Source organism: Enterobacter sp. JS8-1 (genome assembly GCF_049187015.1).
Taxonomy (GTDB): domain Bacteria; phylum Pseudomonadota; class Gammaproteobacteria; order Enterobacterales; family Enterobacteriaceae; genus Enterobacter; species Enterobacter mori.
Genome location: NZ_CP185805.1, coordinates 4,071,746 through 4,097,392 on the forward strand (window position 1 = coordinate 4,071,746; position 25,647 = coordinate 4,097,392).

Consider the following 25,647-nt stretch of genomic DNA (forward strand, 5'->3'; position numbering starts at 1 on the left):
CGAGGTGTAGGGGTCAGAATTTTTATAATGTGAACGACAGTTGACGTTCGCCTCCAGGTTCGCGGATCTCGACCTGGTTTTGAGTGATATTCAGGTGCGGCATGGCCGCACTATTTTGCTTTTCGCTGGCAAAGACGGCGCAGCAGAGCCAGCTTTCGCCCTGAGGGATATCGGTTTTTAACAGCGGAATGGTGGCGCACTCCGGGAACATGATGCTGCTGTTCGGCGGCGTAACGATGCTGTCCGGCAGGCGCGTGATGGCGGGCGAAAGATCGACAATCACGCTGCTGCCGTTCTCGGCTGCCAGATAACAGCCGCGCTCGCGGATCTGGTGTTCGGTTTTCATCACCGCAAACCCACCCTCGGCCGTTTGCAGCGCGCGTGCGCTGTTGATGCGGTGCAGGCGCAGATGCCATTCCCCGAACGGCACTTGCCAGGTGTCGATATGCACGTCGTGCCACGGCGACCAGCGCGAGTAGATATAGTTTTCATCCACCCGCACCGCTTCGCATTCGCGGCGACCGCGGTAGTAATCGTCTCCGTCCGCCAGCAGCAGCATGGAATCACAGGCCGCATGCTTCAGGCCAAAGCGCCCGCGCTCAATGGTGAAACCAAAGCGGCTGGAGTAGGCAAATTTAGTGTATTTGGCGTCGGTATTGACGTAGTTATTCAGCTCAAGCTGTCCGGCGGTGAGCATGGTGACGTGCTGCGACTTTTCCGCATGGATAAGGATCTGCTGAGCATTCGGAATCACGTGCTTTTCCGCCAGCGCGGGCAGCGGCTCCTCATCGGCAAGCCAGAACGAGTGCGTCTCCGGCAGCGCCAGAATGAGCCAGGTTTTCAGCGCCCAGTACGGCGAACCGGGCGAGTTGTAGTCCTCGCACATCGCGAGGTTCGGATAGGCAAAGCCGAGGGTCAAAATGCCGTCGCGATCGGTAATCGGCTGCTGCTGCCACCAGCGCAGATGGCGCAGAATAATGCCCTTCACGATGCCCGGCGTGAACACCTCCAGCCCGGAAAAAGCCACCGCGCTCCAGAATGCGACCATCGCAAAACGGTAAGTCAGGCTGCGGCCAAACGGCACCGAGGCACCGTCGGCAGCGGACCAGTAGATAAAGTCTTGCGCAAACAGACGCGAGCGCTCGCGCAGCACATCCGCCCTCGCCTCGTCGCCGCTCAGGGCGGCGTAGATCAGCCCGTAGAAGTGGAAGGCCATTGAAATGTAATAATCTTTCGGACGCCCCGGACCGTCGGAATACCAGCCGTCGCCCAGATAGTACGCGTCCATCAGCGCAAAACGATGGTCGATGGCGCGCTGATCATACGGCAGCCCGGCGCGCCTGAATCCAAGCTGGACCATGATGGCGAAGTAGTTCCAGTTGCTGTCCGGCATCTGCGCGTCGGTAATCTGGCTGAGCCAGGCGTGGAGGTTCATCACTTCGCGCTCGGTGAAACGCTCGAGGAGTTTGTCACCCAGCAGGGACAGCCCCATACCGTAGGCCGCCATCTCCACCAGACGCTGATCGTAGGGGCCGGTTTCACCCCAGTAGCTCGCGCTTTGCGGATCGGTGCCCAGTTTGATGGCGTCCAGGTATTTCTCACTCCACGACTCGCCCTCGCCGCCCACCATCAGCGGAAACAGCCCCCACAGCGCGCGGGAAAGCCCTTCCATCTGCGCGATATCCGTCGCGTAGTGCGCGCAGGTCTCGCCCAGCGGAAAACGTGAACTGCCCGGCGGAAACTGCTTATCCAGCGCGCCCAGCATCCCGTTTAAATACGCCACCACGTCCCGGCGTGAAGACAACAGATTTGATTTTTCTTTGTTTGCCGCCCACATAGGTTTGCCCTCGTAATCAACTGCGGCAAAGCATAGTGAATCCGCAAGGGGCAGAAATGTTAGCCGCGTCACAGGTGAGAACGATGAATAAACCTACAGTTAAGAAAATTTAAAAAGGTGGTTTATAAATAGCATCTGACGGGAAAAAGTTGAGTTCTATTGCACTATGCGTGACACGCCAACGTCCGATCATCTGGAGCTGATTACCCTAAACGACACCGTGGTGTCGTTCAGCCGCCTGTTCGCCAATACCGTACGTTACCACCACTGGCATCAGTGTCTGGAAATTCTCTATGTGGAAGAAGGGTTTGGCGTCGCGATTGTCGGCAACCGGCATTACACCATGCGCCCCGGCCGGCTGTTTTTCTTCCCCCCCTTTACCCTGCACAAGGTGATGGTGGACGCGCAGGCGGAGGCCATTTACCGGCGCACCATCATTCATCTCGATCATCACGCCGTGCTGAAAAACCTGCGTGATTTCCCGCAAACCCGGCAGCGGCTGGAGCGGCTTTCACGCCGCGGCGGTGAGGCGTGGGTCGCTGACCTGGCGCATTGCCATCACCATGTCGATCATCTGTTGAACTGTTATCAGTCGCCCATGAACAGCGAGGCCATTGCCGGGCTGCTGATCGCCCTGTTTGCCATGCTGCCCGACGATAGCGACGGCACGACGGGCAGCAGCCAGGGGATCGCCAGCCAGGTGATGTTCTGGCTGGATGAGCACTATCAGGAGAAGTTCCGCCTGGACGCGCTGGCCGCAGAGCTGGGCAAATCGCGCAGCTACGTGTCGCGAAAATTCCATGCGGAGACGGGCGAGAAGATCCACGACTATCTCAACACGTTACGGCTGCGTAAGGCCTGCGAGTGTTTACTTCACACGGATTCGAGCGTGCGAGACATCGCGGCGCAGACGGGGTTCTCCGACGTGACGTGGTTCATCAGCGCGTTTAAAAAAGGGATTGGCGAGACGCCGCTGCAGTACAGGAAGAACCATCGTGCGGTTTGACGCCCTCTCCCACAGGGAGAGGAGGAAAATCAACCACTCTTCTTCCCCGGCTTTAATCCACGATGTAACTCGTTGATGCGCTTCATCGACTTAATGGTGCGCTGCGGCTCGGTGGAGGCGACGGACAAAATAATCATTTCAAGGCACAGCAGCACCGTGCCGTGGAGCGGAATTTTGCCCTTCTCGCCGCCGCGCGGAACGTGGATCACCACGCTGGCCTCTTTACTGAATCGCGAGTCAGTCGCGTTAGTCAGCAAAATGGTGGGAATGCCCAGACGTTTCGCCTCGCGCAGCGTGGTCTGCCCTTCCCGGTGCGCGGATTTCTGCGCCATCATCATCAGCACGTCGCCGCGCTGAAGCGCAATAAGCTGTTCGGCAAGCCCTATCCCGGTGCGGTTGAGCGGGATCGCAGGAAGTCCCATACGGCTGAACAACCTGGCAGTGTAATCGGCCAGAATACCGGATGCGCCAATGCCAAAAATAGCGACCTGCCTCGCCTGTGCCAGCAGCGACACGGCCTGCGCCATCGCATAGCGGTTGTGGGGTTCAGACAGCACCTCGCAGGTGTGTCGATGCCCCTCCAGCACGAAATCTATGCTCGTATTCACATCGCTGGTCAGCGTATTCACCGTGGAAGACATTTTCTCGCTGGAAGTCACAACCGGGCCGAACCACTGCTCGAGCGTCTGCTTCAGATCGCGCAATCCGGCAAAACCGAGCGCCTGGATAGCGCGAACGACAGTGGCATCTGAGGTGTTAAGCAGCGTCGCGATTTCCATTGCCGTCTGCTCCATGACCGCTTCACGATTTTCATTGATATAGCGCGCCACCAGCAGCAGCCGTGGCGTGAGCTGGTTCGCCCGCGAACGGAAGCGGTCACCGTACACATCGACTTTGCGGATCACCGTGATGCCTCCGGCAGCGGACGTCCCGCAATCTGCGACTGCACCTGCGCGACCATCAGGCCTAACGAGGCGAACGAGTTCGAGATGGCCTCCTCGCGAGAGATGAGCACGTAATGCCCGGTGCGGCAGGCGTTGAGGAACTGGCACCAGCCCGGCATCACAGCGTCCATCGCCGCCAGCTCGTCCTGCGGCTTGCCGCCGGTATCGCCGCGCCAGGTGGCGAAGACGAAATCGGCATCCAGCTCCGGCAGGCGCTCGGCGCTGACGTCGATACGCCCGCCGTCCGGGATGCTCTCAATCAGCGGTGGAAACGTGAATCCTGCGTCGCGCAGCACGCGTCCAAGCGAGTGATAGCTGTGCATGGCGTTGATTTTGCCCTGATTGGCCTGAATCACCGACACGGTTAACGTGCGGGTGTCGATCGTGGCTTTCAGGGCCTTGATTTGCTCCTGATAGCGACGCTCCAGAATCTTCAGCCGCGCCTGCGTACCGGTGAGCTGCGCCAGCTTGCGGTAGATTTCGGGCGCACCGCCGTCGAGGTGATCGATGCTCACCGTCGGGGCAATTTTTTCCAGCTGTTCTACCGGCGTGTTACGGGTCGGCTCGGTGATGATCAGGTCCGGCTTCGCGGCGGCGATGGCTTCAATGTCGATATCCGCAGTGCCGATGAATTTGATGTCGGAATTATCAAAATCGACACCGGTTAACATGCCGCTGGAACGCAGAAAATGGCTGCCGTCCGGTCGGGTGCGGCCATGGCTGGCAACCGGGGGTACCCCAAGCTCAATCAGCGGGATGGTGATATCCAAATCGTGCAACGAGACGATCCGCTTCGGATGGACCGGCACCACCACGTTGCGGTTCAGATCGTCTGTAAACGTCTGCGTCGGTTCCGCCGCACTCGCCACAAACCCTACCAGCAACAGCATTGTCAAAAGTACGCGCATCACACTCCCTCTAAAATCGGTCCCGACGCTGCCAGAGCAGCAGCAGGAAAAACGGCCCGCCAATCAGTGAAATCACAATCCCCGCCGGCAGTTGAAGCGGCAAAAATGCCAGACGCCCGACGTTATCCGCCAGCAGCACCAGCAGCGCGCCCAGCACGGCGCTTCCCGTCAGCAATGCTGTTTGCCCACCGCGCAGCAGCAGGCGCGCCATATGCGGTGCAATCAGCCCCACGAAACCCATACTCCCCACGCAGGAGACGCAGGCCGCGGTGAGCACGACCGGTGCAAGCACGCGCAGCAAGGCAAGTCGTGAAGTGCGCACGCCAAGCCCGGTCGCGGTGTGGTTACCCAGCAACGCCACGTCGGCGGCGCGTGCGGTAAAGAGCAGCAGCGCGAACGCGGGAAGCGCCCAGGCTGCCGCAATGCTGACCAGCATCCAGTTTGCCGCATGCAGGCTTCCCGCCAGCCACAGCATCGCGGTCTGCACGTCGCGCACGTCCGCGGTAGTCATAAAAACGCCCATTGCGGCGGCCAACGCCCATGACACGCCGATACCCGTCAGGATGAATCGCGGACGGGAAATATCGCGTGCCAGCGCCACCACCAGCAGCGCGGTCAGCAGCCCACCGGCCATGCCGACCAGCGGTCGCCAGTAAAGGCTAAGCGCCGGGAATTGAAAAATCAGCAACAGCACCGCCGCGCTACAGCCCTCTTTCACGCCGATAAGCCCGGGGTCAGCAAGGCCATTGCGGGTGATGGACTGCATCGCCGCCCCCGCCATACCGAGCATCGCGCCGCACAGCACCGCCATCAGCAGGCGCGGCAGACGGATATCCATCACGATGTAATGCGTCTCTGCTTCCAGCGTCTGCGGATAAAACAGCGCGCGCCCGACGGCAGAGGCAGGAATGGGCAGCGAGCCGTGGGTCAGACCAAAACTGAGCAGCAAGAAGGCAGCCAGCGATAAAAATGCCAGGCATGCCAGCGCTTTTGGACGAACCAGCGCCGAAAGGGGGCCGACGCGTAGCGCACGCAGTCCCACCCGGCTCATTTGAACATCCTCGACGCCAGGAAGATAAAGACGGGCGCACCGACCAGCGCGGTCATAACGCCGGTTGCCAGCTCATACGGCGTAAACAGCGTGCGGGCGGCAACATCCGCCAGCAGGAGAACCAGCGCCCCACACAGGGCCGAAAGCGGCACCATTGCGCGGATGTCCACCGTCACCAGGCGGCGGATCAGCTGTGGTACCACAAGGCCGATAAAACCAATCGGCCCGGCGATGGAGACCGCCGCGCCGCAGAGCAGTGCAATCGCCAGCAGCGCGAACAGGCGCGTTTTCAGCAATGAGACGCCAAGCCCCTGCGCCATTCTGTCGCCCAGCGCCAGCATGTTGAGCGAGGGCGAGAGCCACAGCGCCAGCGCAAAGCCAGCGGCAGCAACCCCTGCCGCGCTCCCTATCGTCCCGGCGCTGAGCCCCGCTAAATCTCCCGCCAGCCAGGTGCGCATGGCGAGCAGCGTCTGTTCATCAAGGATTAATATCGCGGCAGTCACCGATGAAGCAAATGCCGACATCGCCACGCCGCACAGCGTGACTTTCATCGGCGTCAGCCCGGTGCGACCAGACGAGGAGAACATCAGCACCAGCAGAAACAGCGCCGCGGCACCGACGGCGGCAACGAGCGGGCGACCAAACGGCAGCGACAGCCCAAGCGCGCTGACGATCACCACCGCCAGCGCCGCCCCTGCATTCAGCCCCAGAATATGCGGCTCGCCGAGCGGGTTACGGATCACCGACTGCAGCAGCACGCCCGCCACGCCGAGCGCGGCGCCAGTCACCATTGCGGCGCAGAGACGCAGCAGCCGGAGCCTGATAATCACGTTATGGTCGAAATTGCGCGGATCGAAATGGAAGAATGCATCCACTACCATCCGGGGAGCGATAAAGCGCGCGCCGATGCCCAAATGTGCAATCGCGCCCATCGCCAGCAGCAATGTGAATACAAGGAATGCCAGAGAGGTGCGCATCATGGTTGTTCTGCGACCTTTCGAAACGGCATAAAGAACGGCTTTCCGGTCATTGGGTTAACGGACATATGTACGTCGACGTCAAACACCGTTTTGATCAGCGACGGCGTGCAGGTGTCGCCTTCATGTAATACACCCTCGACTTTGCCCTGGCGTAAAAAGACCAGCGAATCGCCGTAGTTCACGGCAAAGTTGAGATCGTGCAGCACCACCACCACGGTGCGCCCGTGCTGGCGGGTCAGGGTGTGCAGCAGCTCCAGGATCTCCACCTGATAGCGAAGGTCGAGATACGTCGTGGGCTCATCCAGCAGGATATACGGCGTTTGCTGCGCCAGCGCCATGGCGATCCAGCAGCGTTGACGCTGACCGCCGGACAGGCTTTCAACCGGCAGATGAGCAAACTCTGCCGTTCCGGTCAGGCGTAATGCCTCCTCCACCGCCAGCTCGTCTTCATCACTCCACTGACGCATAAAGTTCTGCCAGGGAAAGCGCCCGCGCGAAACCAGTTCAAAGACGGTTAACCCCTCCGGCAACAGCGGAGACTGCGGCAAAATGCCAAGCTGACGGGCGACCGCTTTGGTCGGCTGTTCATGAATGGCTTTGCCATCCAGCACGACGCTGCCGCCAAGCGGCTGTAGCAGACGCGCGAGGGTGCTCAACAGCGTGGATTTGCCACAGCCGTTCGCCCCCACCAGAACGGTCATCTTCCGTTGCGGGATCGCGAGGGAGATATCATCAACGATGATTTTTTTGTGATAACCCGCAGAGAGATTCTCCAGAACCAGTCCCGGTTTTGTCGTGTTATGCGCCACGTGAATGCCAACGTAATGAAAAACCAATAAATAAAAATAAAACTCATTCTCTTTTGAGAAGTTTGCCGCTGCGCCATGTAGTAGTCAAGTGAATAAAAGCCCTGGATAAACCAGGGGTGATCGCAACAGATCACGCAAAGCTAAATGAATAAATATCGCTTTATTTCAGTAACTTAAAAGCAAAACACTTTGATTTTAACGGTACGGAAATCACTGTAGTCATTTTTTTACTTTTTCCATTTACTACTACAATCCCGCATGATTGAATGATTCTCAATTACAAGTTCGATGCCATTCAGGCTAACGAACAGACCGTAAGGGCAATGACTCACACATTTTTCCGCGAAGATTGTTTCGCCGGATATTCTGGGAAAACAGATGTAATGGCTAAGTTCACACCTTCATTCTCTGGGGTAAAAGGGCGCGCGCTCTTTTCTCTGTTGTTTATGGCACCTTTGGTACACGCAGCGGCAAACGACGGCGAGACCCTGACCGTTACCGCCGATCCGAATGCGACTCTCGACGCCACCAGCGGCTATCAGCCCCTGAACACCTCCACCGCCACGCTGACCAACATGCCGATGCTGGACATCCCGCAGGTGGTCAATACCGTCAGCAATAACGTGCTGGAAGACCAAAACGCGACCACGCTCGACGAGGCGCTGTATAACGTCAGCAACGTGGTGCAGACCAACACCCTGGGCGGCACGCAGGATGCCTTTGTGCGCCGTGGTTTTGGCGCGAACCGTGACGGCTCGATCATGACCAACGGCCTGCGCACCGTGCTGCCGCGCAGCTTTAACGCCTCAACCGAACGCGTGGAGGTGCTGAAAGGCCCGGCCTCAACCCTGTACGGTATTCTCGACCCAGGTGGCCTGATTAACGTCGTCACCAAACGCCCGGAGAAAACCTTCGGCGGCTCGATTTCTGCCACCTCGACCAGCTTTGGCGGCGGTACCGGACAGATCGATGTCACCGGCCCGATTGACGGCACGCGTCTGGCGTATCGCCTGACGGGGGAATATCAGGACGAAGACTACTGGCGCAATTTCGGCACCGAACGCAGCACCTTTATCGCCCCGTCGCTCACCTGGTTTGGCGATGACGCCACCGTGATCGTGCTCTATTCGCATCGCGACTATAAAACGCCCTTCGATCGCGGAACGATCTTCGATCTCAACACCAAAAAAGCTGTCGACGTCGATCGCAAAACCCGCTTTGACGAATCGTTTAACGTCACCGACGGGCAGTCCGATCTCGCGCAGCTCAACGCGGAGTATCGTCTTAACAGCCAGTGGACTGCTAAGTTCGACTACAGCTACAGCCAGGATAAGTACAGCGATAACCAGGCGCGCGTGATGGCCTACGATTCAAAAACCGGCAACCTGACCCGCCGCGTGGATGCCACCCAGGGCTCCACCCAGCGGATGCATACGACGCGGGCGGATCTGCAGGGGAACGTGGACATCGCGGGCTTTTACAATGAGATCCTGACCGGCGTGTCGTATGAGAATTACGATCTGCTGCGCACGGATATGATGCGCTGTAAGAACGTCAAAGGTTTCAATATCTACAATCCGACGTATGGGAATCTCGACAAGTGCACCACCGTCTCGGCGTCCGACAGCGACCAGACCATCAAGCAGGAGAGCTACTCCGCCTACGCGCAGGACGCGCTGTACCTGACCGATAAATGGATCGCTGTCGCCGGACTGCGCTACCAGTATTACACCCAGTACGCGGGGAAAGGCCGTCCGTTTAACGTGAATACCGACAGCCGCGACGACCAATGGACGCCTAAGCTGGGGCTGGTGTACAAACTCACCCCGGCAGTCTCGCTATTTGCCAACTATTCCCAGACGTTTATGCCGCAGTCGTCCATTGCGAGCTACATTGGCGACCTGCCGCCTGAAACGTCTAATGCGTATGAAATCGGTGCTAAGTTTGACCTTTTCGACGGAATTACCGCCAACATTGCGCTGTTTGATATCCACAAGCGCAACGTGTTGTACACCGAAAGCGTGGGTGATGAAACCATCGCCAAAACCGCAGGTCGCGTGCGCTCTCAGGGCGTAGAAGTGGATCTTGCGGGGTCGCTGACTGAGAACACCAACATTATTGCCAGCTACGGCTATACCGACGCGAAGGTGCTGGAAGACCCGGACTATGCGGGCAAACCGCTGCCGAACGTGCCGCGCCATACCGGCTCCCTGTTCCTGACCTACGATATTCACAATGCGTTGGCCGGGAATACGCTGACGCTGGGCGGCGGCGGGCACGGCGTAAGCCGTCGTTCCGCAACCAACGGTGCGGATTACTATCTGCCGGGCTATTTCGTGGCAGATGCGTTTGCGGCGTATAAGATGAAGCTGCAGTATCCGGTGACGCTGCAGGTGAACGTGAAAAACCTGTTTGATAAGACCTACTACACGTCGTCCATTGCGACCAACAACCTGGGCAACCAGATTGGCGATCCGCGCGAAGTGCAGTTTACGGTGAAGATGGAGTTTTGACGTAAAAAAGCCCGATGGCGCTAACGCTTATCGGGCCTACGATCCATTCCCTCTCCCTGTGGGAGAGGGTTAGGGTGAAGGCATCAGGCCTCAATATCCGCCATATCGCCTTTCTCCTGCAGCCAGTTACGTCGGTCTTCCGAACGTTTCTTGGCAAGGAGCATATCCATCATGGCGTTGGTTTGCTGTTCGTCTTCGTCGCTGATCGTTAGCTGTACCAGACGGCGTGTGTTCGGATCCAACGTCGTTTCGCGAAGCTGCATCGGGTTCATCTCGCCCAGCCCTTTAAAGCGCTGCACGTTCGGTTTGCCCTTCTTACGCTTCAGCTGTTCCAGCACGCCCGCTTTTTCTTCTTCCGTCAGCGCGTAGTAAACCTCTTTACCGAGATCGATACGGTAGAGCGGCGGCAGCGCCACGTGAACGTGGCCGTTTTTCACCAGCGTTTTGAAGTGCTTCACGAACAGCGCGCACAGCAGCGTGGCGATGTGCAGACCATCGGAGTCCGCATCCGCGAGGATACAGATCTTGCCGTAGCGCAGCTGGCTCAGATCGTCGCTGTCCGGATCGATGCCGATCGCCACCGAGATATCGTGAACTTCCTGCGAGGCCAGCACTTCATCAGAAGAGACCTCCCAGGTATTCAGGATCTTACCCTTGAGCGGCATGATCGCCTGATATTCACGATCGCGCGCCTGCTTGGCCGATCCGCCCGCCGAGTCCCCTTCCACGAGGAACAGCTCGGTACGGTTGAGATCCTGCGCGGTACAGTCCGCCAGCTTGCCCGGCAGCGCGGGGCCACTGGTCAGCTTTTTACGCACCACTTTCTTCGCGGCACGCAGACGACGCTGGGCGCTGGAGATCGCCATTTCAGCCAGCATTTCTGCTGCCTGAACGTTCTGATTCAGCCACAGGGTAAATGCATCTTTCACCACGCCGGAAACGAACGCCGCGCACTGACGTGACGACAGGCGCTCTTTGGTCTGACCGGCAAACTGCGGATCCTGCATCTTCACGGAGAGCACGTAGGCGCAGCGATCCCAGATATCTTCCGCAGACAGCTTCACGCCGCGCGGCAGGATGTTGCGGTATTCGCAGAATTCGCGCATCGCGTCCAGCAGCCCCTGACGCAGGCCGTTGACGTGCGTACCGCCCAGCATGGTCGGTATCAGGTTAACGTAGCTTTCGGTCAGCAGCTCGCCGCCTTCCGGCAGCCACAGCAGCGCCCAGTCCACGGCTTCTGTATCGCCGCTAAAGTTACCGACAAACGGTTTTTCCGGCAGCGTTGGCAGGCCGTTTACCGCTTCGCACAGGTAGTCGTTCAGACCATCGGCGTAGCACCAGGTTTGTGCGGTATTGTTAACGTGGTCTGTAAAAGTGATTTCCACGCCCGGACACAGCACCGCTTTGGCTTTCAGCAGGTGCGTCAGGCGAGAAACAGAAAAACGCGGGCTGTCGAAGAAGCTTTCGTCAGGCCAGAAGTGGACGCTGGTGCCGGTGTTGCGTTTGCCGCACGTGCCGACAACCTGCAGATCCTGCACCTTATCGCCGTTTTCAAAGGCGATGTTATAGACCTGGCCGTCGCGGCGAACGTTCACTTCCACGCGTTTGGACAGGGCGTTTACGACGGAAATGCCCACGCCGTGCAAACCACCGGAGAACTGGTAGTTTTTGTTGGAGAACTTACCGCCCGCATGCAGACGACAGAGGATCAGCTCAACGGCAGGCACGCCCTCTTCCGGGTGGATATCCACCGGCATGCCGCGCCCGTCGTCGATAACTTCCAGCGACTGATCGGCGTGCAGGATAACGTCAACGCGTTTGGCATGGCCTGCCAGCGCTTCGTCCACACTGTTATCAATAACTTCCTGGCCCAGGTGGTTTGGGCGCGTCGTATCGGTGTACATCCCCGGGCGGCGGCGAACCGGCTCAAGCCCGGTGAGTACCTCAATGGCATCAGCGTTATAGGTTTGCGTCATGATTTAAGCTAGCAATTCGCATTGATTGTCAGTGGCTGTGCAGTCCAAGAAAATCGACAATCTGGGTGAAATGATCCTCAAAGCCCGTGAAAGCATGGTTTCCGCCCTCTTCTATAGTCTGGCGGCAGGATGCGTAATACGCCACTGCCTGGCGGTAATCCAGCACTTCATCACCCGTCTGCTGCAGCAGCCAGATGAGATCCGGCGCTTCAAGCGGGTCGACCTGCATAACTTTGAGATCGTAAATATGGCGTGACTCTAGCACATATTGTTGGCCGGTGTAGGGGTTCTCGTTTTCGCCAAGAAAGTCCCTCAGTAGCTCAAATGGCCGTACCGCTGGGTTAACCACCACTGCGGGCAGCATAAAGCATTGCGACAGCCAGGTGGCGTAATATCCTCCCAGCGATGAACCGACCACGCCAAAGGATTCGCCACCGTGTTCGAGGACGATCGATTCCAGCATCTCCGCCGCTTCCGCCGGGTATGGCGGCAGTTGCGGGACAATCATCTCAACGTGCGGATGATGCTCGCTCAGCCAGTGGCGAAACTGCGTCGCTTTCGCGGAGCGCGGCGAGCTGTTGAACCCGTGAAGATAGAGAAGCGTAGACATCAATAGCCTTCTGAAGCGGTATCGGGGCGGAATTTTGCGCCTGACAAACGGCACACTTCTGTCGTCAGGTTGCCATCGGCATGCAGTTCCAGCCAGCGCCAGCCTGGTGCGATGGTGTCCAGGGTGAAGTTGGCGCAATGCGGCTTAAACTGCACGCAAGTGGACGGCGTGGCGAGCATTCTGCGGCCATTCCAGTCGAGATCCTGTTCCTGATGAATGTGTCCGCACAGCAGATTTTTCACGCGAGGGAAGTTCACCAGCACGCTGTCCAGCGCCGCTGAGTTACGCAGGCTGTGTTGATCGAGCCAGCTGCAGCCCGCTGGCAGCGGATGATGATGAAGCAACAGCAGCGTATTGCGTGCTGGTTCGGCAGCCAGTTTGGTTTCGAGCCAGTCAAGCTGAAACTCGCTTAACTCACCGTGCGGGACGCCAAAGACCTGGCTGTCGAGCAGTAAAATTTGCCAGTGGTCCCCTGCAAAAACACACTTCGCCGGGGAGATACCCGACTCCAGGAGCGAACTGTACATGGCAGGCTGGAAATCATGGTTGCCAGGCAGCCATACGCAAGGCACGCTGAAGCTCGCGATGCCTTCAGCAAAATGCTGGTAGGCCGCGGAGGACTGATCCTGCGCCAGATCGCCCGTTGCGACAATCAGATCGCAGGCGCGGTCTTCGGCGTGAATCGCGTTGAGTACAGCCTGATAGCTCTCCCAGGTATTCACGCCCAGCAGAGTTTCATGCTTTTCGGCAAACAGGTGGGTATCGGTGATTTGTAATATCCTGACTGGCGCCCCACCAGCAACAGTCAGGTTCAACAGGCTTTCCAAATGGTGTCCTTAGGTAGGTTTATGACGCTAACAAACCGGAATCGCCATTGCTCCATGTGCTAAACAATATCTTAGCCAGTCGGCTAAAAACTGGTTAATTTGATGCTTTTCGTCGCGTTGATGCAACTTTTTATTCGGGTAATCATACCGCGCTTTGAAGCGAAAGATCTGCTGGCTCGAACACACTTCAGCGACCATCGCGTCGTGATAGAGGCGCACCGTCATCGACGGCAAGCTCCAGTAGCTAATGCTGGGGGCCGTTTGCTCAATCTCTACCAGCGTAGTGTAGCGCGTTGATTCTGTTATCGTTAACCGATACTGCGCGTTGCTCACCTGATAGCTTACCGTTTCGCCGGGTGCGTCGTTTCGCGGCAGCAGGCGGCGCAGCTGTGCGAAATTGGTTTCGCACAGGCGCATCATTTCTGGGAAGTCAGGTGTATAGCGCTTCATTTTTTCCACTCGTTTCGTAATGTCTGATAATGCAGTTGCAGCCATTGCAGGGCGATGACAGACGCTGCGTTGTCGATTTTCCCCTCTTCTACCCACTGGTAAGCCTGTTCCCGGCTCACCACATGAACCCGAATATCTTCGTTTTCATCTGCCAGACCGTGTATCCCTTCCGCGGTCGTGGCGTCCACTTCGCCCACCATAATGGATAAGCGTTCACTTGTGCCACCCGGGCTTGCCAGATAGCTGAGCACGGGTTTTGTTCTTCCGACAACCAGACCTGCCTCTTCCAGCGCTTCGCGCCGGGCAACGTCCTCGACCGATTCGCCCTCTTCAATCATCCCGGCCACCATCTCCAGCAGCCACGGGCTTTCGCTGACGTCATAAGCGGCGATGCGGATCTGCTCAACCAGCACCACTTCATCGCGCACTGGGTCAAAGGGTAGCAAGACTGCAGCATGCCCGCGCTCAAAAATTTCGCGTTTGATTTCGCCGCTCATCTCGCCGTTAAACAGGCGATGCCTGAAACGGTAAAGATCCATTGAAAAAAAACCGCTATAAAGCGTTTCTCGTGCAATAATTTCTACATCGTTTTTGGCGAATGTGACGGGCAACTTCTCTGTTTTTTGCATAAATCATGTCCTGGTAGCAATGGTGATGAAATGATGAATTTCAAGGCTGTTTGGCTGCCGTTTGTAAGGCTATATGATAGATTGGTGCAAATTACCGCCAGATGGCACGTAACGCCAACCTTTTGGTGTGGATGATTCTGTTAGAATCGGCAATTATTTTTAATTAGATCAGCGCTAATACTGCTTCACAACAAGGAATGCAAATGAAGAAATTGCTCCCCATCCTTATCGGCCTGAGCCTGACGGGCTTCAGTGCAATGAGCCAGGCGGAAAACCTGTTACAGGTCTACCAGCAGGCACGTCTGGGCAACCCTGATTTACGTAAATCAGCGGCCGATCGTGATGCTGCGTTTGAAAAGATTAACGAAGCGCGTAGCCCGCTGCTGCCGCAGTTAGGTCTAGGTGCAGATTATACCTACAGCAACGGTTTCCGCGACGCTAACGGCGTTAACTCCAATGCCACCAGCGCATCACTGCAGTTAACCCAGACGCTGTTTGACATGTCCAAATGGCGCGCCCTGACCCTGCAGGAAAAGAGCGCGGGCATTCAGGATGTGACGTATCAGACCGATCAGCAGACGCTGATCCTTAATACCGCCACCGCGTACTTCAACGTGCTGAGCGCGATTGACTCGCTCTCCTACACCGAAGCGCAGAAACAGGCGATTTACCGTCAGTTGGATCAAACCACCCAGCGCTTCAACGTGGGCCTGGTGGCGATCACCGACGTGCAGAACGCCCGTTCACAGTACGACAGCGTACTGGCCAATGAAGTCACCGCGCGTAACAACCTTGATAACGCGCTGGAATCACTTCGTCAGGTGACGGGTAACTACTACCCTGAGTTGGCCTCCCTGAACGTGGACAGCTTCAAAACCGATAAGCCGCAGGCCGTTAACGCCCTGCTGAAAGAAGCGGAAAACCGCAACCTGGCGTTATTGCAGGCGCGTCTGAGCCAGGATCTGGCCCGCGAGCAAATCCGTCAGGCGCAGGACGGCCATCTGCCAACCCTGAGCCTGAGCGCCTCTACCGGTGTCTCTGATACGACCTACAGCGGTTCTAAAACCAATTCAGCCCAGTACGACGACAGCAACCAGGGTCAGAACAAAGTGGGTCTGAGCTTCTCCCTGCCGCTGTACCAGGGCGGCATGGTGAACTCCCAGGTGAAACAGGCGCAGTACAACTTTGTTGGCGCAAGCGAGCAGCTGGAAAGCGCGCACCGTAACGTGGTGCAGACCGTGCGTTCTTCCTTCAACAACGTGAACGCCTCTATCAGCAGCATCAATGCATACAAACAGGCCGTTGTGTCTGCACAAAGCTCCCTGGATGCAATGGAAGCGGGCTACTCGGTCGGTACGCGTACCATCGTTGACGTACTCGACGCGACCACCACGTTGTACAACGCGAAACAGCAGCTCTCCAGCGCACGTTACCAGTACCTGATTAACCAGCTGAACATCAAGCAGGCGCTGGGTACGCTGAACGAACAGGATCTGCAGATGCTGAACAGCACGCTGGGCAAACCAGTGTCGACCTCACCGGAAAGCGTTGCACCGGAGAACCCGCAGCAGGTTGCCGCGGTGGATAACTTCAACGCTGAAGGCAGCGCGCCTGCTGCACAGCCAGCGGCAGCACGTACCAACACCGGCAGCAATCCGTTCCGTAACTAAGAGTGTCATCAGGCCCACTGCGGCCTGATGCCCTCACCCCGGCCCTCTCCCATGTACGGTCCGGGGACATAGTGAACACTTGTTCGGGGACATGGTAGACACTTACAACTAAGGCATAAGAACCCGTTTATGGAGTCGCTTATGCCCTGGGATGCGAGAGATACCATGTCATTACGTACCGAGTTTGTTTTGTTCGCCTCGCAGGACGGGGCGAACATCCGTTCCCTCTGCCGTCGCTTCGGCATTTCACCGGCCACCGGCTACAAGTGGCTTCGCCGCTGGGCGGAGGAAGGGGCTGCCGGCCTTCAGGACCGCCCGCGCATACCGCACCATTCCCCGAACCGCTCATCTGACGACATCACTGCCCTGCTGCGTATGGCCCATGACCGCCATCAACGCTGGGGCGCACGCAAGATAAAGCGCTGGCTCGAAGACCAGGGGCACACCATGCCCGCCTTCAGCACCGTCCATAACCTGATGGCCCGTCACGGCCTGCTGCCGGGCACTTCACCGGGCATTCCCGCCACGGGACGCTTCGAACACGACGCGCCGAACCGCCTCTGGCAGATGGACTTTAAGGGCCACTTTCCCTTTGGCGGTGGCCGCTGCCATCCGCTCACCCTCCTGGACGACCATTCCCGTTTTTCCCTGTGCCTGGCGCACTGTACCGATGAACGGCGCGAGACCGTGCAGCAGCAACTGGTCAGCGTGTTTGAACGTTACGGCCTGCCGGACCGGATGACGATGGACAACGGCTCACCGTGGGGAGACACCACCGGCACCTGGACGGCGCTGGAGCTGTGGCTGATGCGCCACGGTATCCGGGTGGGGCATTCCCGGCCTTATCATCCGCAGACGCAGGGCAAGCTGGAGCGTTTTCACCGCAGCCTGAAGGCGGAAGTGCTGCAGGGCAAGTGGTTCGCGAGCGAGGGTGAACTGCAGCGCGCCTTCGACCACTGGCGGACGGTGTACAACCTTGAACGCCCGCATGAGGCGCTGGATATGGCGGTACCGGGCTCGCGGTATAAGCCGTCTGCACGACAATACAGCGGCAACACCACGCCCCCGGAATACGACGAGGGCGTGATGGTCAGGAAAGTGGATATCAGCGGAAAGCTGAGCGTGAAAGGGGTAAGTCTGAGCGCAGGCAAGGCGTTCAGGGGAGAACGGGTCGGGCTGAAGGAGACGCAGGAAGACGGCAGCTACGAGGTGTGGTGGTACAGCACGAAAGTGGGGGTGATCGACCTGAAGAAAAAGTCGATCACCATGGGTAAAGGATGTTAAAAAGTGTTCACCATGTCCCCGAACACCTGTCTACCATGTCCCCGGACCGTACACCCACAGGGAGAGGGAGCATCTGAATCACACTCGAACGTAAGCCAACGTAAAGATCCCCCTCATTCCGCCCCTCTTCGCTTCATTTTCAACCACTCATCCTCTATCCTGAGCGTTATTACCACTGGGTCCTGGAAGACAAACATGAAACGGACAAAAACGATGAATCACGCGTCGTTCCGCAAAAGCTGGAACGCACGTCACCTCACCCCTGTTGCACTGGCGGTCACCGCCGTCTTTATGCTGGCAGGCTGTGAGCAAAGCGACGAAACGGTCTCGATGTATCAAAACGCAGACGACTGCTCGGCCGCAACCGGTAAAGCCGCGGAATGTACGACGGCTTATAACAGCGCGCTGAAAGAAGCGGAACGTACCGCACCGAAATATGCTTCGCGCGAAGACTGCGTGGCGGAATTCGGCGAAGGCCAGTGCCAGCAGGCCCCTGCTCAGGCAGGTATGGCACCGGAAAACCAGGCGCAGGCGCAGTCCAGCGGCAGCTTCTGGATGCCGCTGATGGCGGGCTACATGATGGGCCGCATGATGAGCGGCGGCGCGGGCTACCAGCAGCAGCCGCTGTTTAGCTCCAAAAACCCAAACAGCCCGGCATACGGTAAATACACCGACGCCACCGGTAAAAACTACGGTGCAGCAACGCCTGGCCGTACCACGACCGTGCCTAAAACGGCGATGGCACCTAAGCCAGCAACCACCAGCACCATCACCCGCGGTGGCTTTGGTGAATCTGTGGCGAAACAAAGCACCATGCAGCGCAGCGCGACCGGGTCTTCGACTCGCTCAATGGGCGGCTGATTATGGAACGAGTCAGTATTGTCGAGCGCCCGGACTGGCGCGAAAAAGCCACTGAATACGGTTTTAACTTCCACACCATGTACGGCGAGCCGTACTGGTGCGAGGATGCTTACTACAAGCTCACGCTGGCCCAGGTTGAAAAGCTGGAAGAGGTCACCGCAGAGCTGCACCAGATGTGCCTGAAGGTCGTGGAAAAGGTTATCGAAAGCGATGAGCTGCTGACCAAATTCCGCATTCCGAAGCACACCTGGAGCTTTGTACGCCAGTCGTGGAAAACAAACCAACCTTCACTTTACTCTCGCCTCGATCTCGCCTGGGATGGCGTGGGTGAACCTAAGCTCCTGGAAAATAACGCCGATACCCCAACCTCCCTGTATGAAGCGGCATTCTTCCAGTGGATTTGGCTGGAAGATCAAATCAATGCTGGAAACCTGCCGGAAGGGAGCGACCAGTTCAACAGCCTGCAGGAAAAGCTGATTGAGCGTTTCGCCGAACTGCGCGAACAGCACGGCTTCAATCTGCTGCACCTCGCCTGCTGCCGCGACACGGAAGAAGACCGCGGTACGGTTCAATACTTACAGGACTGCGCCGCCGAAGCGGAAGTCGCCACCGAGTTTCTCTATATCGAGGATATTGGTCTGGGTGAAAAAGGTCAGTTTACGGATATGCAGGATCAGGTGATCAGTAACCTGTTCAAACTCTATCCGTGGGAATACATGCTGCGCGAGATGTTCTCCACCAAGCTAGAAGACGCTGGCGTGCGCTGGCTGGAGCCAGCATGGAAGAGCATTATTTCGAATAAAGCCCTGCTGCCGATGCTGTGGGAGATGTTCCCGAACCACCCTAACCTGCTGGCGGCGTACTTTGCGGAAGACGATCATCCGCAGATGGAGAAATTCGTCGTTAAGCCGATCTTCTCCCGCGAAGGCGCAAACGTCTCCATCATCGAAAACGGCAAAACGCTGGAAGCGGTTGAAGGACCTTACGGCGAAGAAGGGATGATCGTCCAGGAATTTTATCAGCTGCCGAAATTTGGCGACAGCTATACGCTGATTGGCAGTTGGCTCATCAACGATCAGCCTGCCGGGATTGGCATTCGCGAAGATCGCGCGCTGATCACTCAGGATCTGTCGCGGTTTTATCCGCATATTTTTATTGAGTAAGACTTGCCCGGTGGCGCTACGCTTACCGGGCCTACGCGCGACATGTAGGCCGGGTAAGGCGAAGCCGCCACCCGGCATGTTTTTACCCAATCTGCACCGATAGCATACTTAAGCTCCCCATCTCAATACCGTCGACCGGGATCGTCACCGGTTCCTGACCATCCCACGCGCCAAGCACATACAGCAGCGGCAGGAAGTGCTCCGGGGTCGGGTTAGAGAGCGAACCGCCTTCGTGATCCAGATAGTTCACCAGCGGATGCGCCTCACTCGGGCCTTGCCAGGTCAGGTTCGCTTTTACATAGTCGTTAAACGAGGTCGCCCACGGGTACGGCGTGTTCTCACCGTGCCAGCGCGCCGTACGCAGGTTATGCACCACGTTACCACTCGCCACCAGCATGATGCCTTCATCACGCAGGGTTGCCAGCTTGCGGCCCATTTCCAGATGCCAGGCGGCGGGTTTGGTGCTGTCGATGCTCAACTGCACCATTGGGATATCGGCATCCGGGTACATCTTAATCAGCACGCCCCAGGAGCCGTGATCAAAACCCCAGGCTTCTTTATCCAGTGCAACCGGAACAGGCGCCAACAGCTCCACCAGCTGCTGAGCCAGCGCTGGTGAGCCAGGGGCGGGGTAATGCGTGTCATACAGCGCCTGCGGGAAACCGCCGAAATCATGAATGGTTTCCGGTGCTTCCATCGCCGTAACGCCGGTACCTCGCGTGAACCAATGCGCAGATACCACCACAATGGCTTTCGGGCGCGGCAACGTCTCACCCAGCTGACGCCAGGCTCGGGTATAGACGTTATCCTCCAGGACGTTCATTGGGCTACCGTGGCCTAAAAACAGTGCTGGCATACGAGAAGAAGACATGATGATATCCTTACAGACGGTGTCAATTTGATTGGGCTACATTACGCGCAATCCGGTAAAGATGAACGCTGATAAGCATGAAGAACATCTTCAGGAAATTTGAATATAAGGGACAGATAAAGGAGAGATGAATGTCAGTACCTCTGATGTTGACCGTCCTGGCGGGTGCAGCCACCTTCATTGGCGCGATCCTGGGCGTACTCGGCCAGAAACCCTCTAACCGTGTGCTGGCTTTTTCACTCGGTTTTGCTGCCGGCATTATGCTGCTTATCTCCCTGATGGAGATGCTGCCCGCCGCCCTTGGCACAGAGGGCATGTCCCCACTTCTGGGCTACGGCATGTTTGTCTTTGGTCTGCTCGGGTATTTCGCTCTCGATCGCATGCTTCCGCACGCGCATCCGCAAGATTTAATGCAGGAAAATGTCACCCCCTCGCCGCGTAATATCAAGCGCACGGCGATACTGTTGACGCTGGGCATCAGCCTGCATAACTTCCCGGAGGGCGTCGCCACCTATGTGACGGCCAGCAGCAATCTGGAAATGGGCTTTGGCATCGCGCTGGCGGTCGCCTTACACAATATTCCTGAAGGACTTGCCGTTGCGGGACCGGTGTATGCAGCCACCGGCTCAAAGCGTACTGCCGTTTTCTGGGCCGGTATTTCAGGTATCGCCGAGATTCTGGGCGGCGTACTGGCATGGCTGATCCTTGGCAGTCTGGTTTCACCTGTGGTGATGGCAGCCATTATGGCCGCGGTGGCCGGGATTATGGTCGCACTTTCAGTAGATGAACTGATGCCGCTGGCAAAAGAGATAGACCCGAACAACAACCCGAGTTATGGCGTGTTGTGCGGCATGTCGGTGATGGGGTTTAGCCTGGTCTTGTTACAGTCAGCAGGTATAGGCTGAGCGGTTGCGCTCCCTTTTTTGCGGGAGCGCAATTTTTGGAATTGTCAGTGAGTGCCAACCATTATTATCAATGATATTAAGTCCTGCACCATACTTTCTCGCCGCCATAGAATTCACTCAAGAAATATTATTTATAACTATTTCCCGTAAAATAATTAGCATTTAGTGTATTACATGAACGTCAAAAGGTTGATATTAGTCACTATTTAAACCAAGCGCCCTGGCTTTTTAGTCACAGCACCTATGTCACCTATAACCCCAAAAAATATATTAATAATATCTAACTACCTCATTAAGAAATACTCACGAGATCACTCATATTGTGGCTGATATATTTCACCCGTTTTAATGCAATAAACGTGTTGCAATATTAATTCATGAACCGTATTGCGATTTCCAATTTTAGATAAAGGATTATATCTTCATGTTTAACAAGACTATCCTGGCCGTTGCGACAACTGCACTGCTTTCTGGCCTGTCATTTACTGCTGTAGCAGCAGATAACCAGGGCTCAGGGAAGATCACGTTCACTGGCGAAGTGATCAGTGCGCCTTGCTCTATCACCCCGGGAGATGAAAATCAGACCATTGAATTAGGCGAAGTCGCAGATAGCGTGCTGAATAGCGGTAAAAACTCGCTGCCGGTTGACGTTAATATCCACCTGCAGGACTGCATTCTTTCCGACAACAGCGGGTCAACACCAACCACTATCGATAAAGTGAAGGTGACGTTTACCTCAGCCAGTACCGATAGCGCTGATACCAGCCTGATGCGCAATACTTTGGACGGCAACATCGGTGGTGCAACAGGCGTGGGCATTCGTCTGCTGGATAGCGGCAGTAATAAAGTCACGCTGGGTACGCCGATTGAAGTGTCATTCCCGACCACTAACGCCTATCAGGAACTGAATTTTAAAGCCCGCATGGAACCTGTATCAGGTAAAACGGCCACTCCGGGTAACGTTCAGGCCCAGGCGAACTACGTTCTCGCGTACAAGTAATTCTATTTATCGCCTGAATGACTAGCCGATGAAGGATTCATCGGCTTTTGTTTATTCCTTTAATCAGCGAAACGGATTTATGCTAAAACACTCAGCGCCCCCACTTTCTTTTCTCTCTGCTGTTATAAAGCATTCGCTGAGTGCTACGTTTTACTCAGCACTACTCGTGCTTCCGGTTTCTGCGGTTGAATTCAACACGGATATGATTGACGTTGAAGATCGAAGCAACATAGATATTTCTCAGTTTGAGAAAAAAGGCCACATCGTGCCGGGTAGCTATCTCGTTCGCATTCAGGTCAATAAAAACACGTTGCCGCAACCTGCGACAATGGAATGGATCGCAACGGATAACGACAGCGGCTCGCAAATTTGTGTCAACGCAGAGCAATTATCCGCTTTCGGGTTGAGCGCGGAATTTATTTCAGCACGCCATTATACTCCGGGCGGGCGATGCCTTGATCTTTCAGGTGCTCCAGAACTGGTTTTTTCACTCAATAAGGGCACGATGGTGCTGTCCGTCACCGTCCCTCAGGCATGGATGACGTATCAGGCGCAAAACTGGACGCCGCCTGAATTCTGGGATGACGGCATTGCGGGCGTGTTACTCGATTATAATCTTTATGCCAGCCAGTACGATCCGCACGGGGGCGACGACAGCCAGAATGTTAGCGCTTACGGCACGCTTGGGTTTAACCTCGGCGCATGGCGTCTGCGTTCAGATTATCAATACAATCAAAACTTCCGTAAGGGTGAGTCGACCGGCAGCGACAGCAGTCTGGCACGGACCTATCTGTACCGTCCTGTTCCTTCGCTGTCATCAAAAATGACGCTGGGGCAATATGATTTAAGCTCAGATATATTTGATACCTTCCACTTTACCGGTGCATCGTTGGAAAGTGACGAAAGCATGCTGCCGCCTGATTTACAAGGCTATGCACCGCAAATTACCGGTATTGCGCAGACCAATGCCAAAGTGACCGTCACCCAGTCTGGCCGCGTCCTTTATCAAACAACCGTCGCGCCGGGTCCTTTCACGATTTCCGACCTGGGGGAAACCTACCAGGGGCAGCTGGACGTGACAGTTGAAGAGGAAGATGGACGCAAAACTACCTTCCAGGTCGGTTCTTCCTCTATTCCCTTCCTGACCCGAAAAGGCCAGGCGCGTTACAAAACCTCCGTCGGTAAACCCACCGCAACGGGACATAACGACATCAACAACCCCCTTTTCTGGACAGGTGAACTCTCCTGGGGTTGGCTGAGTAATGTGTCACTGTATGGTGGCACCATGCTGACGGCAGATGACTATCAGGCTATGACTACCGGTATCGGCTTCAACCTGGATGAGCTCGGTTCGTTATCCTTTGATGTGACAGGCGCCGAGGCCACGTTACATCAGGAAAACAATGATAAACAGCGAGGTTTCAGTTACCGCGTAAACTACGCTAAGCGCTTCGAAGCAACCGGTAGCCAGATTACCTTTGCCGGTTATCGATTCTCAGATAAAGAATATGTCTCAATGAGCGAGTATCTTGCCTCCCGCGACGGTGATACCTCAACGACAAACGAAAAAGAGAGTTATGTCATCTCCTTCAACCAGTACCTTGACTCTCTGGCATTAAATACTTATCTCAACGTCACTCGTAATACTTACTGGGATAACAGCAGTAATACGAACTACTCCTTTTCGCTGAGCCGCAATTTTGATATTGGCGATTTCAAAGGGCTATCCGCTTCGCTGGCGCTGAGCCGCGTGCGCTGGGATGACAGTGACGAAAATCAGATCTATTTTTCCTTCACCCTCCCGCTGGAGCAGAGCCGTAGCATTATGTACAGCTATCAGCGCTCAGGTGGCGACAGTGCGTCTCATATGGCTTCCTATTATGATTCATCCGATCGCAACAATACGTGGAATCTCTCTGCCTCTACGACAGAAGAGGATTTACGCGAAGGCGAACCGTCATTGCGTGGCGGATATCAGCACTATTCTCCTTACGGACGTCTCAATCTGTCAGGGAGCGTTCAACCTAATCACTATCGTTCAATCAGCGCTGGCTGGAATGGTTCGATCACGGCTACGCAACATGGTGTCGCCCTGCATGATTACAGCCCGGCAGATAATGCCCGCATGATGATTGATGCTGATGGCGTTTCAGGGATTGAGGTCAACAGTACGCGCACGCGCACTAACGCATTCGGTATTGCCGTTGTGCCCTCGCTCACCAACTACACCACTTCAACGGTGCGTGTAAACAGCAATACATTGCCTGATGGTGTGGATATAGAAAACTCCGTCATACGAACCACGCTGACAGAAGGCGCCATAGGCTATAGCAAGCTCAACGCCACCAGCGGCTACCAAATTGTCGGCATCATTCGTCAGGAAAACGGACAGTTTCCGCCTTTGGGTGTCAGCGTCATCGACAGCGCCTCGGGCAAAGAAGTCGGGCTGGTCGCGGAAGAGGGGTTCGTGTATCTCAGTGGAATTCAGGAAGACAGTCTCTTACGCCTGAACTGGTCTGATAAAACGTGTGAAATCACGCCACCAAATCAGAGCAACCTCAGCGGCGAGGCCATCTTATTACCTTGTAAAACAGTGCATTAATTCAGGATGAAACAATGAACATACCGTTAATTTCAAAAGGACTTATCTGTCTTCTGGGCGCGTGCAGTTCTGCATACGCCACCGTATCCCCAGACAGAACGCGCATCATTTTCAACGCCTCCGCGAAAAGCGTATCGGTCAGGTTGACGAACCAGAGTAAAGCCGCCCCCTATCTGGCTCAGTCGTGGATAGAGGATAAAGCGGGAAAGAAAACACGCGAGTTTATCTCCCCTATTCCGCCCCTGTTGCGTATTGAGCCTGACGAACAGGCGCAGGTGCGCCTGATGGCACAGCAAAAACTCAGCCAGCTTCCGGCCGATCGTGAGTCGCTGTTTTATTACAACATGCGGGAAATACCACCCAAAGCCGAGCAGAAGAACGTGATGCAAATCGCCATGCAAAGCCGCCTTAAGTTGTTCTGGCGACCAAAAGCCATTGAGCTGAAAGAAGGACAGTTTGTGCCACTGGATAAGGTGGTCATATCCCGCGTCTCCGGCACCCTGCAGTTCAAAAACAGCAGCCCGTATTACATTACCGTCGGCTATATCGGCCTGAACGGGAAAACCTTATTGCCGGGTGCGGAGAGCGTCATGATAGAGCCGTTCGGTCAGGCCAGCCAACCGTTAGCTAACCTGCCCGCTGAATTTCAAATTGGCTATATCGGCGATTATGGTGGCCTGGAAATGTTTAAGGTGAGCTGTAACACAGTGCAAACCACCTGCCAGAGCAAACCAGTGAAAAAGGGATAATG

At 56.2% G+C, this 25,647-nt stretch carries 22 protein-coding genes; 10 read left to right on the plus strand and 12 right to left on the minus strand.

From position 1 onward, the window contains the following. Positions 1 to 22: 22 nt before the first annotated feature. Positions 23 to 1,837: a DUF2264 domain-containing protein gene (locus tag ACOQH0_RS19380; protein WP_421511027.1), complete on the minus strand. Its 1,815-nt coding sequence runs from the start codon at positions 1,835 to 1,837 to the stop codon at positions 23 to 25. Positions 1,838 to 2,003: 166 nt separating this feature from the next. On the opposite strand from ACOQH0_RS19380, the gene ACOQH0_RS19385 reads away from it, so the two are divergent. Then, positions 2,004 to 2,843, plus strand: a complete 840-nt coding sequence (locus tag ACOQH0_RS19385) for an AraC family transcriptional regulator (RefSeq protein WP_421511028.1) — start codon at positions 2,004 to 2,006, stop codon at positions 2,841 to 2,843. 29 nt (positions 2,844 to 2,872) lie between these two features. Here ACOQH0_RS19385 and ACOQH0_RS19390 read toward each other — a convergent pair whose 3' ends face one another. The 5 genes from ACOQH0_RS19390 to ACOQH0_RS19410 are packed head-to-tail and all read right to left on the minus strand — an operon-like array spanning position 2,873 to position 7,535. After that, positions 2,873 to 3,748: a MurR/RpiR family transcriptional regulator gene (locus ACOQH0_RS19390; protein WP_010435624.1), complete on the minus strand. Its 876-nt coding sequence runs from the start codon at positions 3,746 to 3,748 to the stop codon at positions 2,873 to 2,875. Further along, complete coding sequence (locus tag ACOQH0_RS19395; protein ID WP_421511029.1) at positions 3,745 to 4,695, minus strand: iron-siderophore ABC transporter substrate-binding protein; 951 nt, start codon at positions 4,693 to 4,695, stop codon at positions 3,745 to 3,747. The genes ACOQH0_RS19390 and ACOQH0_RS19395 overlap by 4 nt, the downstream gene beginning before the upstream one ends. Before the next feature lie 10 nt (positions 4,696 to 4,705). Further along, a complete protein-coding gene (locus ACOQH0_RS19400; RefSeq protein ID WP_421511030.1) occupies positions 4,706 to 5,746 on the minus strand; it encodes a FecCD family ABC transporter permease in 1,041 nt (346 codons plus the stop codon). Beyond that, on the minus strand, positions 5,743 to 6,726 hold the full coding sequence (locus tag ACOQH0_RS19405) for a FecCD family ABC transporter permease (protein WP_421511031.1): 984 nt from the start codon (positions 6,724 to 6,726) through the stop codon (positions 5,743 to 5,745). The genes ACOQH0_RS19400 and ACOQH0_RS19405 overlap by 4 nt, the downstream gene beginning before the upstream one ends. Further along, positions 6,723 to 7,535, minus strand: coding sequence for an ABC transporter ATP-binding protein (locus ACOQH0_RS19410; RefSeq protein WP_010435633.1), 813 nt, complete (start codon positions 7,533 to 7,535; stop codon positions 6,723 to 6,725). The genes ACOQH0_RS19405 and ACOQH0_RS19410 overlap by 4 nt, the downstream gene beginning before the upstream one ends. Positions 7,536 to 7,918: 383 nt before the next feature. Here ACOQH0_RS19410 and ACOQH0_RS19415 point away from each other — a divergent pair, with 383 nt between their 5' ends. Then, complete coding sequence (locus ACOQH0_RS19415; RefSeq protein ID WP_421511032.1) at positions 7,919 to 10,048, plus strand: TonB-dependent siderophore receptor; 2,130 nt, start codon at positions 7,919 to 7,921, stop codon at positions 10,046 to 10,048. Positions 10,049 to 10,131: 83 nt separating this feature from the next. Here the strand turns inward: ACOQH0_RS19415 and parE are convergent, their stop codons facing one another. The 5 genes from parE to nudF are packed head-to-tail and all read right to left on the minus strand — an operon-like array spanning position 10,132 to position 14,540. Continuing rightward, complete coding sequence (parE, locus tag ACOQH0_RS19420) at positions 10,132 to 12,024, minus strand: DNA topoisomerase IV subunit B (protein ID WP_029740698.1); 1,893 nt, start codon at positions 12,022 to 12,024, stop codon at positions 10,132 to 10,134. A gap of 28 nt (positions 12,025 to 12,052) precedes the next feature. After that, positions 12,053 to 12,634 carry an esterase YqiA gene (gene yqiA, locus ACOQH0_RS19425; RefSeq protein WP_042714984.1) on the minus strand — a complete coding sequence of 194 codons (582 nt, stop codon included), beginning with the start codon at positions 12,632 to 12,634 and terminating at the stop codon, positions 12,053 to 12,055. Beyond that, positions 12,634 to 13,461, minus strand: a complete 828-nt coding sequence (gene cpdA / locus ACOQH0_RS19430; protein ID WP_089599602.1) for a 3',5'-cyclic-AMP phosphodiesterase — start codon at positions 13,459 to 13,461, stop codon at positions 12,634 to 12,636. The genes yqiA and cpdA overlap by 1 nt, the downstream gene beginning before the upstream one ends. Positions 13,462 to 13,488: 27 nt before the next feature. Further along, positions 13,489 to 13,911, minus strand: coding sequence for a DUF1249 family protein (locus tag ACOQH0_RS19435; RefSeq protein WP_003862516.1), 423 nt, complete (start codon positions 13,909 to 13,911; stop codon positions 13,489 to 13,491). Then, positions 13,908 to 14,540, minus strand: a complete 633-nt coding sequence (nudF, locus tag ACOQH0_RS19440; RefSeq protein ID WP_089599604.1) for an ADP-ribose diphosphatase — start codon at positions 14,538 to 14,540, stop codon at positions 13,908 to 13,910. Before nudF ends, ACOQH0_RS19435 begins: the two co-directional genes overlap by 4 nt. 203 nt (positions 14,541 to 14,743) lie before the next feature. Between nudF and tolC the strand changes: the two genes are divergently transcribed. The 4 genes from tolC (at position 14,744) to ACOQH0_RS19460 (ending at position 19,518) form a co-directional block, all read left to right on the plus strand. Then, the gene (gene tolC, locus ACOQH0_RS19445; RefSeq protein ID WP_192872891.1) at positions 14,744 to 16,210 is read left to right on the plus strand and encodes an outer membrane channel protein TolC; all 1,467 of its coding nucleotides are present in this window, start codon (positions 14,744 to 14,746) and stop codon (positions 16,208 to 16,210) included. 141 nt (positions 16,211 to 16,351) lie between these two features. After that, entirely contained in the window at positions 16,352 to 17,494 is a 1,143-nt protein-coding gene (locus ACOQH0_RS19450) for an IS481 family transposase (protein ID WP_421510610.1), read from the plus strand. A 195-nt stretch (positions 17,495 to 17,689) separates the two neighbouring features. Then, complete coding sequence (locus ACOQH0_RS19455; RefSeq protein ID WP_042718999.1) at positions 17,690 to 18,355, plus strand: DUF1190 family protein; 666 nt, start codon at positions 17,690 to 17,692, stop codon at positions 18,353 to 18,355. A gap of 2 nt (positions 18,356 to 18,357) precedes the next feature. Further along, entirely contained in the window at positions 18,358 to 19,518 is a 1,161-nt protein-coding gene (locus ACOQH0_RS19460) for a glutathionylspermidine synthase family protein (RefSeq protein WP_421511033.1), read from the plus strand. Positions 19,519 to 19,600: 82 nt separating this feature from the next. Here the strand turns inward: ACOQH0_RS19460 and ygiD are convergent, their stop codons facing one another. After that, on the minus strand, positions 19,601 to 20,389 hold the full coding sequence (gene ygiD, locus ACOQH0_RS19465; RefSeq protein ID WP_421511034.1) for a 4,5-DOPA dioxygenase extradiol: 789 nt from the start codon (positions 20,387 to 20,389) through the stop codon (positions 19,601 to 19,603). A gap of 131 nt (positions 20,390 to 20,520) precedes the next feature. Between ygiD and zupT the strand changes: the two genes are divergently transcribed. The 4 genes from zupT (at position 20,521) to ACOQH0_RS19485 (ending at position 25,645) form a co-directional block, all read left to right on the plus strand. Then, complete coding sequence (gene zupT / locus ACOQH0_RS19470) at positions 20,521 to 21,294, plus strand: zinc transporter ZupT (RefSeq protein WP_010435656.1); 774 nt, start codon at positions 20,521 to 20,523, stop codon at positions 21,292 to 21,294. Between the two features lie 424 nt (positions 21,295 to 21,718). Then, the gene (locus ACOQH0_RS19475) at positions 21,719 to 22,294 is read left to right on the plus strand and encodes a fimbrial-like protein (RefSeq protein WP_421511035.1); all 576 of its coding nucleotides are present in this window, start codon (positions 21,719 to 21,721) and stop codon (positions 22,292 to 22,294) included. A gap of 79 nt (positions 22,295 to 22,373) precedes the next feature. Further along, positions 22,374 to 24,896, plus strand: coding sequence for a fimbria/pilus outer membrane usher protein (locus ACOQH0_RS19480; protein WP_421512375.1), 2,523 nt, complete (start codon positions 22,374 to 22,376; stop codon positions 24,894 to 24,896). Between the two features lie 14 nt (positions 24,897 to 24,910). Beyond that, positions 24,911 to 25,645 carry a molecular chaperone gene (locus ACOQH0_RS19485; protein ID WP_421511036.1) on the plus strand — a complete coding sequence of 245 codons (735 nt, stop codon included), beginning with the start codon at positions 24,911 to 24,913 and terminating at the stop codon, positions 25,643 to 25,645. Positions 25,646 to 25,647: the final 2 nt, after the last annotated feature.

Coding starts and splice junctions, on each gene's coding strand:
- ACOQH0_RS19380 (WP_421511027.1), bottom strand. CDS start 1,837: ATGTGGGCGGCAAACAAAGAAAAATCAAATCTGTTGTCTTCACGCCGG.
- ACOQH0_RS19385 (WP_421511028.1), top strand. CDS start 2,004: ATGCGTGACACGCCAACGTCCGATCATCTGGAGCTGATTACCCTAAAC.
- ACOQH0_RS19395 (WP_421511029.1), bottom strand. CDS start 4,695: ATGCGCGTACTTTTGACAATGCTGTTGCTGGTAGGGTTTGTGGCGAGT.
- ACOQH0_RS19400 (WP_421511030.1), bottom strand. CDS start 5,746: ATGAGCCGGGTGGGACTGCGTGCGCTACGCGTCGGCCCCCTTTCGGCG.
- ACOQH0_RS19405 (WP_421511031.1), bottom strand. CDS start 6,726: ATGATGCGCACCTCTCTGGCATTCCTTGTATTCACATTGCTGCTGGCG.
- ACOQH0_RS19415 (WP_421511032.1), top strand. CDS start 7,919: ATGGCTAAGTTCACACCTTCATTCTCTGGGGTAAAAGGGCGCGCGCTC.
- parE (WP_029740698.1), bottom strand. CDS start 12,024: ATGACGCAAACCTATAACGCTGATGCCATTGAGGTACTCACCGGGCTT.
- yqiA (WP_042714984.1), bottom strand. CDS start 12,634: ATGTCTACGCTTCTCTATCTTCACGGGTTCAACAGCTCGCCGCGCTCC.
- ACOQH0_RS19435 (WP_003862516.1), bottom strand. CDS start 13,911: ATGAAGCGCTATACACCTGACTTCCCAGAAATGATGCGCCTGTGCGAA.
- nudF (WP_089599604.1), bottom strand. CDS start 14,540: ATGCAAAAAACAGAGAAGTTGCCCGTCACATTCGCCAAAAACGATGTA.
- tolC (WP_192872891.1), top strand. CDS start 14,744: ATGAAGAAATTGCTCCCCATCCTTATCGGCCTGAGCCTGACGGGCTTC.
- ACOQH0_RS19450 (WP_421510610.1), top strand. CDS start 16,352: ATGCCCTGGGATGCGAGAGATACCATGTCATTACGTACCGAGTTTGTT.
- ACOQH0_RS19455 (WP_042718999.1), top strand. CDS start 17,690: ATGAAACGGACAAAAACGATGAATCACGCGTCGTTCCGCAAAAGCTGG.
- ACOQH0_RS19460 (WP_421511033.1), top strand. CDS start 18,358: ATGGAACGAGTCAGTATTGTCGAGCGCCCGGACTGGCGCGAAAAAGCC.
- ygiD (WP_421511034.1), bottom strand. CDS start 20,389: ATGTCTTCTTCTCGTATGCCAGCACTGTTTTTAGGCCACGGTAGCCCA.
- zupT (WP_010435656.1), top strand. CDS start 20,521: ATGTCAGTACCTCTGATGTTGACCGTCCTGGCGGGTGCAGCCACCTTC.
- ACOQH0_RS19475 (WP_421511035.1), top strand. CDS start 21,719: ATGTTTAACAAGACTATCCTGGCCGTTGCGACAACTGCACTGCTTTCT.
- ACOQH0_RS19480 (WP_421512375.1), top strand. CDS start 22,374: ATGCTAAAACACTCAGCGCCCCCACTTTCTTTTCTCTCTGCTGTTATA.
- ACOQH0_RS19485 (WP_421511036.1), top strand. CDS start 24,911: ATGAACATACCGTTAATTTCAAAAGGACTTATCTGTCTTCTGGGCGCG.